We start from the raw sequence: 13,783 nt of genomic DNA on the forward strand, positions 1-13,783 counted from the left end.
GTGACAGACGAACACGACCACTCCGCGCAAACAGCACGGTTCTTGTTGCTATATGCGTTGGCAGTGGCCGGTGGCGCGATCGCTTACGTGCCGTTTCTGACTATCGTTATGCCGTCGCGGATCAGCGAACTCGCTGGTTCGGCTGATGTGGTGTGGGTGGCCTATGCATCATTCGTCGGAGCGATTTTGGCGAGCGGCGCGAATATTCTGTTCGGTTGGCTGAGTGACTTGATTCAGAACCGGCGCATCTGGGTGTGGTTCGGGCTGGTGTCATCAAACGCGATTCTGATCAGTTTTCCTTATGTCGAAACGCTTGCAGCGCTGATCGGGTTTGTCGTTCTGTGGCAGATTGCGCTTAATATGATGCTGAGCCCGCTGGCGGCTTGGGCAGGGGACTCGGTGCCCGACAATCAGAAGGGAATTCTTGGAGGATTGCTTGCTTTCGCCCCGGCAATGGGTGCACTTGCGGGCGCGGTTGTCACAATACCGGGCTGGGCAAATTTCTCGGACCGCCTTTCGCTTATCGCAGCGATGGTTGCTGTCTGCGTTCTTCCGGTTCTGCTGTTTGGAAAGCCGACTCGTTTCCATGAGCTTGAGCAACCGTCCGGTCAGGCGGAAGCTAAGCCGTTCGACCCGCGTAAATCCCGCAGAGTGGTTGTCCGGATGTGGCTGTCGCGTTTGCTGATCCAGATCTGTGAGGCCGCGTTATTTGCTTACATCCTTTTCTGGTTCCGCTCGGTCGATCAACGGTTGGGCGATGATGACACAGCGCAAATTTTGTCGGTGGTAATTATCACAGCTATTCCGGTTGCGATGCTCGCCGGCAAATGGGCAGACCGGAATGATCGACCGATCACGCCTTTGTCGGTCTGCGCAGCAGTTTCCAGCCTTGGCCTGGTGTTTATGGCAGTTGCGTCATCTCCTATTGCGGCCATCGCAAGCTATGCCGTCTTTGGTATCGCGTCATCGGTATTCTTGTCGCTGCATACCAGTCAGACATTGCGCGTATTGCCCAAGCCAGAGAACCGCGGGCGTGATCTTGGGATTTTCAACCTCACTAACACGGCTCCGTCGCTGATTATGCCGTGGTTGGTACTTGGTCTGGTTCCGATTTTTGGCTTTCCGGCATTGCTCGCGACGCTCGCCTGTTTTGCGCTAGTCGCATCGATATTATTATGGCGCGTCGGTCAAACTGAATGAAGCTCGGCTGATATTTTTCGTGGTTTCAGTGCTTGCAATTGCCCTTCTAGCCTGTATCAATTGAGAACGTTCACATTTGGGATTGGGGTTAATTGATCATGCGGCGTATTCTTGGAGCAGTTGCCGGTGCAGCACTACTTGCCGGTTGCAGTCAGTATCAAGGCGGGATGCAGAGTGCTGCTGCGACACCTGCACCAGCCGAACCAGTTGCTGAAACGGGCGAGACGCAGCTTGAGGAAATCCTTTCTGCAATGAGTCTTGAGCGCAAAGTTGCCCAGTTGATCCAGCCGCAAATCAATTCCTTCACTGCCGATGATATGCGCAAATATCGCTTCGGTAGCTACCTTAACGGCGGCAATGGCGGACCGTATGGTGACGAGTTCGCGCCTGCATCCGAATGGCTGAAATTGGCCGATGAAATGTGGGATGCGTCAACTGCACCGCTTCCAAATGACGAGCCTGCTATCCCGACAATGTGGGGTACCGACGCTGTTCACGGCCACACCAATGTTAAGCATGCAACGATCTTCCCGCACAACATTGGGCTCGGTGCGACCCGCGATGCTGATCTGGTCCGCAAGATTGGCGCAGCCACCGCGACTGAGATTGAAGTTACTGGCATCGACTGGAACTTCTCGCCAACTGTTGCTGTCGCACGCGATGACCGCTGGGGACGGACTTACGAAAGCTACTCCGAAGATCCGCAGTTGGTTGCCAAATTGGGGGCAGCTCTTGTCGAGGGCTTGCAAGGTGCCAGGGGCGCCGGTGACTACCTCGGCCAAGGTCGCGTCGTGGCGACAGCCAAGCACTTCTTCGGCGATGGGGGCACTGATCAAGGTGTTGATCAGGGCGACGTCAACGGAGATATTGACGAGTTGAAATCAGTTCACGTCGTTCCTTATCCGGCAGCGATCTCTGCCGGTGTCGAAACGATCATGGCCAGCTTCAACTCGATTAACGGTACTAAAATGCATGGCAACAAAGCTCTGCTGACGGGTGTGCTTCGTGATGAACTCGGCTTTGAAGGACTCGTAGTTGGCGACTGGAATGCACATGGCCAGATCAAGGGCTGTACGACATCCGATTGCCCGCAAGCGCTGCTTGCTGGTCTCGATATCTACATGGTGCCCGATGACTGGAAGGACCTGCACACCAATCTGATAAAGCAGGTTCAGGACGGCACGATCCCGATTGCGCGGCTTGATGAAGCGGTGATGCGCGTGTTGAAAGTGAAGCAGCATGCAGGTCTGATTGGTCCCAATGCGGCGAAGCCTTCTGCTCGGCCCAATGCTGGTCAGTACAACAAGCTTGGCTTTGCACCGCACCGCGATGTTGCGCGTGAAGCGGTCGCGAAATCTCAAGTGATCTTGAAGAACAATGGCGTGCTGCCGATCAAGAATGGTGCGTCCATTCTGGTCGCTGGCAAAGGTGCCGACAGCATCGCGCAGGCTGCGGGCGGTTGGACGCTGACTTGGCAAGGCGGCCGCGAGTTGACCAATGACTACTTCCCCGGCGCCACGTCCATTTGGGCTGGTCTGGAAGCAGCGGCGAAAGAGACCGGGGGCACGGCTATATTGTCAGCCAACGGCTCCTACGAAGCGAAGCCCGATGTTGCTATCGTGGTGTTCGGTGAAGAACCCTATGCCGAGTTCGTCGGTGACCAAAAGACGTTGGTATTCTCTGACGAAGAGGGCCTAGAACTTCTGCGCAAGTTCGAAGCTGATGGCATTCCTGCAGTTGCATTGTTCTTATCAGGGCGCCCGATGTGGATGAACCGCGAGATTAACGCCGCTGATGCGTTTGTCGCCTCATGGCTCCCGGGTAGCGAAGGTGCCGGTATCGCCGATGTCCTTTACGGCAAGCGCGAAGCTACCGGGCGGCTCTCGTTCAGCTGGCCATCCGATTGCGGCGGCGCGCCACTCAACGGCGGCGGCGGATTGTTTAGTGTCGGTTATGGCCTTGCACTTGGTGATGCTGCGCCTATGGCGAAGCTCGACGAAACGTGTGGTTACCTGGCTGAAGCCAAATCGGCCACATGGTATGATCTTGGTCGCTTGGCCTCCGGTATCACAGCCAGTGCCGGTGGTGCCGAGCTCGTCAATCTGCGCGGTGAAGCGGGCGGAATTGTTGCCAACGGCTTTGACTACCAACGTCAGGAAGACGCACGCGACATCACATTTGGTCCGGCGGCCAAGCTGACTTTGGCGCAGCAAGGTGAAGGCAGTGGCGATTACCGCATCCTCTATAATCTTGAGGCCCAACCGGCTGGCACCGTGACGGTGACGCTTGGTGATACAGCGATTGATGTTACCGCCCAATTGCGTCTGAGCGCCGGCAAGGGCTGGCGTGAAATGATCATCACCGAAGATTGCGCGCCGCAGCTTGGCAATTCGCTCTCCATCAGCAGCGACGCACCGATTTCGATCAAGATCGCCAGAATTGCGCGGCAAGATATGCCGGAAGGCGCGCAGTGCTCGTTCTGACGCGGTCCTGCAAGGCATTGGCCAATAAAGCTATGGACGTGCGACGTCAGGGCGTTATTTCATAATGTTTACGAGACCGGACAAGGCAAGGGAGTGCCTATGCCCGGCGATGGAGGGGAATTTTCAGTGGCACTAGAGACTTTTGACATCGTTATCATCGCTTTATACGCGATTGCCTTGCTGGGTATTGCGTTGGCGGTGTCGCGGGAACCCGCGGGTCACCAGAAAGATACGGAAGATTACTTCCTGGCTGGCCGCGCTTTGCCGTGGTGGGCTATCGGCGCATCGCTGATTGCATCGAATATTTCGGCCGAGCAAATCATTGGTCAATCTGGCCAGGGATATGCCGTCGGCATAGCGATCGCCGCCTATGAATGGCAGGCCGCGATTGTTCTGATTATCGTTGCGAAGTACTTCCTGCCGATCTTCCTCAAACGGAAAATCTACACGATGCCGCAGTTCCTTGAGCAGCGATACGGTAGCGGCGTGAAGACGCTGATGAGCCTGTTCTGGGTCGCGCTTTATACCGCAGTAAACCTGACGGCTGTGCTGTGGCTCGGTGGTCTCGCAGTGTCCTCGCTGACCAATTGGGATGTGATGACATCGATGATGGCCTTGGCGGCCTTTGCAGCGCTCTACTCACTCTACGGTGGTTTGAAAGCGGTTGCCCTGACTGACATCATTCAGGTTGTTATCCTGGTGATTGGCGGCCTCGCGATCACTTGGATTGCGCTTGACCGGCTTGATGGTGCGGACGGCGCGCTAGCGGGCTTCGGCTTGCTGATGCAGGAAATGCCCGGTCACTTCGAGATGATCCTTGATGAGTCCAATCCTGCCTATTCCGACCTTCCTGGCATCTGGACATTGCTTGGCGGTCTGTGGGTGCTTCACTTCAGCTATTGGGGCTTCAACCAATACATCATCCAGCGTGCGCTGGGAGCGGAGAACCTCGGCGAAGCGCAGAAGGGCCTTGCCTTCGCTGCTTTCCTGAAAGTGCTCGTGCCGTTTATTGTTGTCATTCCCGGCATCGCAGCCGTGATGCTTGCGAGCCAGGGCGTGGTTGACGGCGCAGTGCTGGAGGCAAAATCAGACAGCACCTATGGAGAGCTTATGAAGATGGCTCCGTCCGGTTTACGCGGTCTCGTATTTGCAGCCCTGATCGCCGCGATTGTGTCTTCGCTCGCATCGATGATGAACTCGATTTCGACGATCTTCACGATGGATCTCTACCGCGCCTACAAGCCCGACGAGAGCCAAACGCACTACGTGACCGTGGGCCGGGTTACAGCATTCGTTGCAATGGCTCTGGCACTGGTTCTGGCGCGTCCTTTCATTGGTGGTTTCGAAAGCGGCTTCCAGACGGTACAAGAGTGGACGGGCTTCATCGCGCCGGGCATCGTGATCGTGTTCTTGTTGGGTTTCTTCGACAAACGCGCGAACACTGTCGGTGCATTCACAGCCTTGCTTGGATCGGTGGCAATGAACGTCTTGCTCAAATTCGGTATGCCGGACGTACCGTTTATCATCCGGATTTGGGGTGTGTTTGTCGTTGCGCTGATCGCCGCGATAGCCGTGTCGCGGATGACAGCCAAGCCGGACGACGAACGGATCGTGAAGCTTGGCGATATCGGCTTTGCTACCACTATGCTGTTCAACACGCTGTCGATGCTCGTCATCGGCATTCTGATCGGGCTGTATGTCTGGCTTTGGTAAGGGCTGAATACCCAATATTACGCGTTGCCAGCACTTCTCTCTGCGACTTGAGAAGTGCTGGCATCTTGCCTGCTAGTAAAATTACGGTTCCCTGCTAGTCTTTGATTTGGGCAAAGGCAGGGGGAACGCTTTGGCTGACAGTGATACGACGGGTAATATTGTCGAAAGCCGCTTCAAGGCGTTCGTAAGCTACAGTCACGCGGATAAGGCGGCGGCGCAAAAGCTGCACCGGAAGTTGGAGACGTACCGCCTTCCAAAGCATCTTCGCCAGCCTGAAAGCTCCACCACAGACGAGAAGCCAGTAGATGGCCGCATAGGGCCGATCTTCCGCGACCGGGAGGATCTTCCCGCTGCAGAAGATCTCTCCGAAAGCGTAAAGAAGGCGCTGACAGTGTCAGAGGCATTGATTGTCCTCTGCTCCCCCGATGCGCAGAAATCGCCATGGGTCGCGCGCGAGATAGAGCTGTTTCGCGAACTCCACCCGGATCGCCCAGTACTGGCCGCCATCCTGCGCGGGGAGCCCGAAGAGGCATTTCCCGAGCCGCTAAGACAAGGCGGTGAACCACTCGCTGCCGACCTACGCAAAGAAGGCGACGGCGCGCGCTTAGGCTTCCTCAAAGTGGTCGCTGGCATTGCGGGCGTCCCGCTCGACGCCCTGATCAACCGCGACGCCCAACGCCGCGTCCGCCGCGTGACCGCGATCACAGTTGCCGCCGTCGCAGCGATGGTAGTTATGGCTCTAATGACAACATTTGCACTTCAGGCCCGGAATGAGGCGCAGCACCAAAGGGCCGAGGCTGAGGGGCTGGTGGAATACATGTTGACTGACTTAGCCGAAGATTTGGAAGGAAGCGCCGGTTTGGCAGTGCTAGCGAAAGTCAATCGACGCGCGCTAGCCTATTATGAGGGGCAGGGCGATTTGACTGCACTTCCGCCCGATAGTTTAGAGCGACGAGCCCGAGCAATCGGGCGGCTGGGGAGCGACGCTGAGGCACGTAACGAACTTAGTCTCGCGCGTCGCAACTACTCGGAGCGACTTCGCATAACTGGCGAATTGCTACAAGAGCGACCCCGCAACTCGGAACGTATGTTTGATCATGCTCTCAGCCTGAATAAGCTGGCGGTTTTGGATCAGAAGACTGGAGCAAACGACCAAGCGCGAGCAGGGTTTGAGGAAAGCTGGCAAATTCTCACTCAAGTCAATGCTGCGTCCTCGTCCAACCGAGAGAAAAAGCGTGCAGTAACGTCCGTCGCTGGAAATCTCTGCGCAATGGACGTCATCGAAGAAACTGTAAGTGAGCAGACGCTCAAATACTGTCAGTTAGCAACACTAATCGGGCGCGCTTTGTCGTCTCAATTCGGACGTGCCTCGCGCGACCCGTACAATTTGGTTTTCAATCTCATGTGGCAGGGCGATGTGCTCGACCAATTGGGCGATAGCTCTGGCGCTTCGGCCACGCGCGCGGCCTCGTTGCGGCTATCTGAGGATTTAGTGGAAGCAAATCCAGAAAACCGCAAACTCATCTCACAGAGGATGGAGTTGCTGGGCTATCTTGCCCAGTATCAAAGCCGCGAGGATAATGTTCGGATGCTCCGCGAGGCGATTTCCATCGCTCGAGAACTGATTGCACTCGATCCAGAAAAGACGATCTGGCAAAGCAGTCTAGTTAGTTACGTAGAGAGGTTAGGAGAAATGGAATGAGTTACGAAAGAGTATACTACTTTGAGATCAGTCAAGAAGACACCGGGACTGCCTATTTCTCTCGGAGATGGCGGCAGATTACGATTGGCCGAATGGAGGACGTTGCACGTGATATTCTGGCAGGTAACTTGGACAGCCGCGAATGGAGCGACTTAGGTAAAGTCAGCAATCTGGACGTGGATCTTGATGATGACAAGCACTCGCTCGTCTTCGTCAAACTTCCTGGTGTTGGACAACCCTATGCTGGAACATATTTCGCAAAAGGTCGACCTGTAGTTGATTTGCCACTCGCAGGGATGAAAAATGGTGCACGTCTGATGAGGCATTGTGGGACCTACCCTGAAACAGAAGAGAATCCGATATTGGCGTGGTTTGAGGTGAAAATCTCCGACACGAAAACCGAGGCTTCGCGTGAACGTAGAAACCCGAGCCCAGACCATGAGTTAATAAGGTTTCCTTTCTACTTTGACTTCGTTGACAGGGATGGTGTTTCTCCGGTCCTCAAGGGCAAGCACAAAATTGTTGGGCACTCTCACGATGATGATCATGACCATGATCATAAAGTGCAGCCGTTCTTGCACGACGGAATTCACCCTCCAGGTTCTGGTAGTTCAGCTGGTGGTGACGGAGGCTAACCTTCGACATCATAAATATGACAACTCCCCACCAACTAATCCTACGCCTTGCCCGTTCCGGTTCTCTGGAGCGGGCATGGTCGTTGATGGAGCACCATGGCCTGCTCGACTCCGATACCGACCAGCGTGCGCTGACTTTGCAGGCGCGGTTGGTGAAGGATCGGGCGAAGCGGGTTGACGGGGCGGAGCGGGCGCAGTTGTTTGCCGAGTCTGCGGCGATCTATGCCAAGGCGGGGGCGCTCGAGAATGGCAGCTATCCGCTTATCAATGCTGCCTCGTTATCGCTGCTTGCTGGCCAGAGAGCGCAATCGGAGAAGCTTGCGCGCGATGTGCTGGCTGGACTTGATGCCAATCCTGATGAAGCCGAGACGCCCTATTGGCTCGGCGCAACACGGGCCGAGGCGTTGTTGCTGTTGGGGCAGAAGCCAGAAGCGCGCGCAGCGCTTCGCAAAGCAGTGACCAAACAGCCTGCAGCGTGGGAAGATCACGCTGCGACCATTGGCCAGTTCGAGCTGCTTTGCGGCGAGCTTGATTGCGATGCTGCGTGGCTTGATCAATTGCGGCCGCCCTCTGCAGTTCGCTTTTCGGGCATCATGAATGTCGAGCAGTCGGATCCTGCCGTCGAAGCTCAGATTGCCGATTGGCTAGAGCGTGAGAATATTGGCTTTGGCTATGGCGCACTTGCGGCGGGTTCCGACATCTGGATTGCAGAAGCTTTACTGGAGCGCGGGGCCGAGTTGCATGTCGTGCTCCCATGCGATCGCGCGACGTTCCGAGAAATTTCGGTCATCGCTATCGATGATGCTTGGGAAGCACGCTTTGATACGCTGATGGAGCAAGCAGAAACGGTAGAGTGTTTAGACCAGGCATCGATACCCGATGCCGCCGCGGTTGAACGGGGAGACCGTGTGGCGTTCGGCTTGGCTATGCATCAAGCGGGGCAGCTGCGGTCGAGCGCTAAGCGGCTGCGGATCATTGGTGATGCCGACAATATTGATGAGACTAAGGTTGCCGACGTGGCATTGCTCAAGGCAAGACGCTGCAAGGCGCCAGCATTGCGGCAGGTCGAAACGGGTGCTGAGCTATCCGCTGTCCTTGCTTCGCGACAGGGCGTTAGAACCTTTGATAGTCTGGCCAAAGCATGGGATGCTGCACGCACGAGCGACGCAGTCTGCGCGGTCGATTGGATCGTAGTGCAAGAACACGGCGAACTTTCATCCGCGGTTACTGACCGTTTGTCCGCCATGGTCGGCTGCGCAGAAGCGGGCCAGTGCCTGGCAACGCAAGCGGCGGGTTTTGGCTTGCTCGGACATAGTGACGATGTGCGCGTCGAAAGCGCGGGAGAGATGCGTTGGGCAGGCGGACAGATGCCGCTTTTCGCGCTGCTCTGACCCTCAGAGGATCATATCCTCTAACATCCGTACAGACGTGATTTGCCAATGCGTATCGCCGCGCTCCATCACGCCGCGTCGCTCTAACTGGCTGATCGCGCGCGATGCCGTCTCGCGTGATGTCTGAGCCTGTACCGCCAACGCCGAGACAACAGGCATCGGTGCAATCCGGCCATCGGCTGCGGCACGCGCAAGCAATTCGCTGTAGACCCGTCCCTTGGCAGTGAGCGTTACCCGCGCTGCCAGCCTACCCAGCACATTGGACAGTTGCCCAGCATAAAGCGCCGCTAATCCCGTCGCGATGGATGCATGGTTGCGCGCCAACTCGCGCAGTTGCGCAGTGCCGATTACGAGGAGTTCTACTGCTTCTTGCGCGACTGCTTCTACAGTATGTGTTGTGACATCAGGAAACGCACCGAACACTTCGCCCGGTTCGATGGTTGCGACCTGAGTATATTGGCCCTCGCTACCTAGAGCATGTAGGCTAACGGCGCCCGCCACAACAAACTGGCAGTCGCGGCTTTCATCGCCTTGGAATGCTATTGTGCTAGCGGGTTCGACGGTAGAGAAACGCAGGTTGTCGGTCAGCTGTGCGGCCTCCGCCGGTTCGCAGCCAAATATCGCCTGTACTATGGAAACGCGCTCTTCGCGGTCCATCATTTCCCCCAACCCAGATTAGGGAAGCAATTGAGAGCGTTTACCGGTGGGCGTCAAGGAAGCTTTTCGCCCATTGCGGCCTGCAAGATTTCGTACCAGCTGTGCCGCGTCCAGGTGACTTTGGAAATGTCCGCAGCCTCAGCGATCCGTTCTGGAGTCTGGCTACCGATGATTGGAATTGGGTGCGCGGGGTGCGCAGCGATCCAAGAAAATGCCGCGACTGCACGCGATACACCGAACTCTTTGGCGACGCTGTCGAGCCGTAAAGCTACGGAACGTTCGCGTGTGCTTTCTGCACTGGCAATCCGTCCGCCGCCTAAAGGCGACCATGCTAAGATCGTCATATCGTTTTGCATTGCCTGATCAAATTCGCCATTCTGGAGCGGCTCAAGATGCAGCGGTGAGAACTCCGGCTGGGTCGTGGCCAGCGGAATGTCGAGGAAGTTTTGCAGCGCGCTGATTTGTGCTTTGGTGAAATTGGACACGCCGATCGCGCCGACTTTGCCGCTTTCGACCATCGCTTGCAGTGTCGCAGCCAGCGCCTCCGGATGCGTCAACAGATCAGGTCGATGAACCTGAAACAGTTCGACATGATCGACACCCATGCGTTTGAGCGATGCTTCCAAGGAGGCGTTGAGATATTCTGCGGAGGAATCATACGGCACGCCCGGTTCGATCCCGCCTTTGGTCGTGAGCACCATTTTCCTGCGCAGGCTCGGCTCGTCTTGGAGCACTGCACCCAACAGTGCTTCGGCGTCCCCGAAGCCGTTGTCACCATTGAAGCCGTAAATCGCGGCTGTATCGAACAGAGTAATGCCTGCTTCTAGTGCCGCTTCGATCCGTTCTTGCGGGCTGCAGCCATTATCCTCGGTCAATCGCCACATTCCCCACGCGACGGGAGAAATTTCGGGTCCGCCCTGGTTAAGTGCGTGAGCGGATGGGGCGGGCAGAGGTGTGCTATCGGTCATAGATCGAGTTTCCATTTGTCGTGCTTGACCATGATCTGCTTGAACAGAGGGCTATCAAGGTGCTCGGCCAGCCAGCGCTGCAAATTGGGCAGTGGCTGCGCATCGAACCATTCGCGATCGGTATTGGCGAACTGGCGAATGAAGGGGAACGTGGCGATATCGGCCATGCTGCGCGTGTCGCCGCACAGACATTTCCGGCCCTCGAGACGCGCCTCCAGCTGTTCGAGAATTGCGAAGGCGCCCGCCCGATGCTCTTCGGGATCAGTATCATGCCGGGTCGAATATTTGTAGCGGTCGAGATGGTGTTTGAACGGCCCATCGATCATCGCGATCAGATCGCGATCATCACCGGATAGCCAGCCCTCCGGATCGTTTTCACCCAAAGACCAGCGCATCACATCCACGCTTTCCTCAATCACCGTACCGTCATCCAAAACCACCACTGGGACGGTTCCCTTGGGCGAGGCCTCGAGCATCGCTTCGGGTTTATCGCGCAGCACGACTTCGCGGTGTTCCACTTCGGTCTCGCTGATCGCCAGCGCCATCCGCGCGCGCATTGCATAGGGACAGCGGCGGAAGCTGTAGAGGATCGGAGCGTTTGCTGTTTTAGGCATCGGCGCTCTCCTGCGCATCATCGCCAATATGCGCTTCGCCGCGTTGCCGCGCGAGTTCGGCTTGCTTCTGCCGTTCGGCATAACGCGCGCGTTGTTCGTCGGTTTTGGTGTGATAGCAATTGGGGCAGCTGACGCCGTCTTCAAACAGATCCGATTTCAAATCTTCCGGCCCCATCGGATTGCGGCAGGCGCGGCATAGCGTATGCGTGCCGACTTCCAGCCCGTGCTTCACGCTCACGCGCTCGTCGAACACGAAGCATTCGCCTTCCCAGAGGCTCTCCTCTTCGGGCACGGTTTCGAGATATTTCAGAATGCCGCCTTTGAGGTGATAGACATCCTCCATGCCTTCGCTTTTCAAGAAGGCGGTCGATTTCTCGCAGCGGATGCCGCCTGTGCAGAACATTGCGATCTTGGGTTGTTTCCCGTCCGCCTCAAACTCTACGCGCTTGGCGCGGAACCATGCCGGGAAGTCGCGGAAGCTAGATGTTTCGGGATTGATGGCGCCATTGAACGTGCCGATGCCGACCTCGTAATCATTGCGCGTATCGATTACGATCGTGTCGGGATCGTCGATCAGTTCGTTCCAGTCCTGCGGTGCCACATAGGTGCCAACATCACCGACTGGATCGAGATCGGGCTGGCCCATTGTCACGATCTCTTTTTTGATCCGCACTTTCATCCGCAGGAACGGCATTTTGGGCGCGCGCGCTTCTTTGACCTCGATATTCGCACAGCCGGGGATTGAACGGATATGGTCGAGCACCGCACCGATTCCTTCGTCATTTCCAGCGATGGTGCCGTTCAGCCCCTCATGCGCGACTAGAATGGTTCCGCGCACGCCCTGTTCCTCGCACAACTTGGCGAGCGGTAGGCGGATCGCTTCGCGGTCCTCGAATGGCGTGAACTGATACAGCGCGGCCACGCGGATTGGGCTGCTTGGGGTTACACCTGTCACCTAATACACCTCGGACATATATTTGAAATTCAACATCTATCTTGCTTCTGACAGGGTGACACTTTTGCGAAATCAAAAACTCGTGCGCTCTGGACGTAGCTTGAAATTGGCCCGTCGAGGCGCAGTTTCAACCTAGTCGCAGGCTCCTTAGCAAAATCGCTGCCCGTAGGAAATCCGCACTATTTTGCCTGCTTATTCGGGCCCATAAAGCCGAACAAATGTCCGGCAACTTTGCGCATCTGGATTTCCTCTGAGCCTTCGGTGATCCGGTACCGACGATGGTGGCGATAGATGTGCTCGAATGGTTTGTGCCGCGAATAGCCTATGCCGCCATGCACTTGCATCGCGGTGTCGGCAGCATCGCAGACCAAGCGGTTGGCTTTGTAATTACACATCGACACCTTGTCAGAGAGATATTTGGCGACGTCCGGTTTGGGCATCGAGTCCATCTCGGCTGCCGTTTTCCAGATCAGCAGACGCAGCATCTCCGCGTCGGTCTGCAATTCGACCAGCGGAAATTGTATCGCCTGATTGACCGAGAGCGGCTTGCCAAACGGTTTGCGCTCGCCCGCGAACTTTACTGCTTCATCGATGCAATATTGTGCGGCGCCGAGCGATGAAGCCGCCTGCCGAATGCGGTTTTCATGGACGAAGCCCTGCGCGCAAACGAGGCCATAATCGAGGTCGCCAAGGATCGCGTCGGCTGGGATCCAGACATCCTCAAAACTGATCTTGGGGTGGTCGGTGGGCATATTGAAGGTCCAAAGATATTCACCAATCTCGAAGCCATCGGCACCATAGGGAACGATGAAACAACCGATGCCTTTGGGGCTGCCATCTGCACCCGAATGCCGCGCGAAGACCATGCAATGCGTCGCGACATGGCTGCCGGTGGTCCACATCTTCTCGCCATTGATCAGCCAGCCATCCACGCCATCGCGCGTTTCGCGGACAGCACGGGTTTCCATCCAGGTCGCATCGCTGCCGTGGGCCTCTTCGGTCAAACCGAAGCTCCAACGCATATCGCCTTTTAGCATAGCAGGAATGAAATCACGCTTCTGTTCCTCGGTCCCAAAATCGCGGACCAGCAGTGGTTGGACTAGGTTACCAACGACGCTGCTTTCGTTTTGTAGATCGTTGTGCAGGCCAAGGCCCTTATGCGCCAGATGATGCCGAATTGCCGCCATCGCCAGATTGCTGCCATCCTGGCCGCCAAACTCCTTGGGCAGGGCGAAGCGGTAATGTCCCGCCGCATCGGCGACCCGCCGCATTTCATTGAGGAGTTCTTCCCAATCCTCGGTCGGCAGGCCCTCATTGTCCCAATCGGTCCGACTGTTCTCCCGCCGATGATCGAAGAAACGGATATTGTCATCGCGCTGCTCGATGGGTTTGATCTCGGTCTCGATAAAGGCGTCCAGTTCGGCCAGGTAGTCGATGATTTCGGAGGGCAGTTCGAACATCATAG

The 13,783-nt window shown here is 56.5% G+C and carries 11 protein-coding genes; 6 read left to right on the plus strand and 5 right to left on the minus strand.

The window, feature by feature from the left end:
* The 6 genes from J9777_RS14000 (at position 1) to J9777_RS14025 (ending at position 9,124) form a co-directional block, all read left to right on the plus strand.
* Entirely contained in the window at positions 1 to 1,200 is a 1,200-nt protein-coding gene (locus J9777_RS14000; protein WP_348632012.1) for an MFS transporter, read from the plus strand.
* 98 nt (positions 1,201 to 1,298) lie between these two features.
* A complete protein-coding gene (locus tag J9777_RS14005) occupies positions 1,299 to 3,683 on the plus strand; it encodes a glycoside hydrolase family 3 N-terminal domain-containing protein (protein WP_209349405.1) in 2,385 nt (794 codons plus the stop codon).
* Positions 3,684 to 3,809: 126 nt separating this feature from the next.
* Positions 3,810 to 5,396, plus strand: a complete 1,587-nt coding sequence (locus J9777_RS14010; protein ID WP_209349406.1) for a sodium/sugar symporter — start codon at positions 3,810 to 3,812, stop codon at positions 5,394 to 5,396.
* 130 nt (positions 5,397 to 5,526) lie between these two features.
* Complete coding sequence (locus J9777_RS14015) at positions 5,527 to 7,098, plus strand: toll/interleukin-1 receptor domain-containing protein (protein ID WP_209349407.1); 1,572 nt, start codon at positions 5,527 to 5,529, stop codon at positions 7,096 to 7,098.
* Entirely contained in the window at positions 7,095 to 7,733 is a 639-nt protein-coding gene (locus J9777_RS14020; protein ID WP_209349408.1) for a hypothetical protein, read from the plus strand. The genes J9777_RS14015 and J9777_RS14020 overlap by 4 nt, the downstream gene beginning before the upstream one ends.
* Positions 7,734 to 7,750: 17 nt before the next feature.
* Positions 7,751 to 9,124: a tetratricopeptide repeat-containing protein gene (locus J9777_RS14025; RefSeq protein WP_209349409.1), complete on the plus strand. Its 1,374-nt coding sequence runs from the start codon at positions 7,751 to 7,753 to the stop codon at positions 9,122 to 9,124.
* 3 nt (positions 9,125 to 9,127) lie between these two features.
* On the opposite strand, the gene J9777_RS14030 is transcribed toward J9777_RS14025, so the two are convergent.
* The 5 genes from J9777_RS14030 to J9777_RS14050 all read right to left on the minus strand — a co-directional run bounded on the left by J9777_RS14030 (position 9,128) and on the right by J9777_RS14050 (position 13,781).
* The gene (locus J9777_RS14030; protein WP_209349410.1) at positions 9,128 to 9,784 is read right to left on the minus strand and encodes a Crp/Fnr family transcriptional regulator; all 657 of its coding nucleotides are present in this window, start codon (positions 9,782 to 9,784) and stop codon (positions 9,128 to 9,130) included.
* Positions 9,785 to 9,834: 50 nt separating this feature from the next.
* Positions 9,835 to 10,749 (minus strand): aldo/keto reductase, encoded by a 915-nt coding sequence (locus tag J9777_RS14035; protein WP_209349411.1) that lies wholly within the window; start codon positions 10,747 to 10,749, stop codon positions 9,835 to 9,837.
* Positions 10,746 to 11,363 carry a glutathione S-transferase gene (locus tag J9777_RS14040; RefSeq protein ID WP_209349412.1) on the minus strand — a complete coding sequence of 206 codons (618 nt, stop codon included), beginning with the start codon at positions 11,361 to 11,363 and terminating at the stop codon, positions 10,746 to 10,748. Before J9777_RS14040 ends, J9777_RS14035 begins: the two co-directional genes overlap by 4 nt.
* The gene (locus J9777_RS14045) at positions 11,356 to 12,318 is read right to left on the minus strand and encodes a rhodanese-related sulfurtransferase (RefSeq protein ID WP_209349413.1); all 963 of its coding nucleotides are present in this window, start codon (positions 12,316 to 12,318) and stop codon (positions 11,356 to 11,358) included. The genes J9777_RS14040 and J9777_RS14045 overlap by 8 nt, the downstream gene beginning before the upstream one ends.
* Before the next feature lie 179 nt (positions 12,319 to 12,497).
* The gene (locus tag J9777_RS14050; RefSeq protein WP_209349414.1) at positions 12,498 to 13,781 is read right to left on the minus strand and encodes an acyl-CoA dehydrogenase family protein; all 1,284 of its coding nucleotides are present in this window, start codon (positions 13,779 to 13,781) and stop codon (positions 12,498 to 12,500) included.
* Positions 13,782 to 13,783: the final 2 nt, after the last annotated feature.

Origin of the sequence: Pontixanthobacter sp. CEM42 (assembly GCF_017812015.1) — a bacterium.
Taxonomy (GTDB): Bacteria; Pseudomonadota; Alphaproteobacteria; order Sphingomonadales; family Sphingomonadaceae; genus Pontixanthobacter.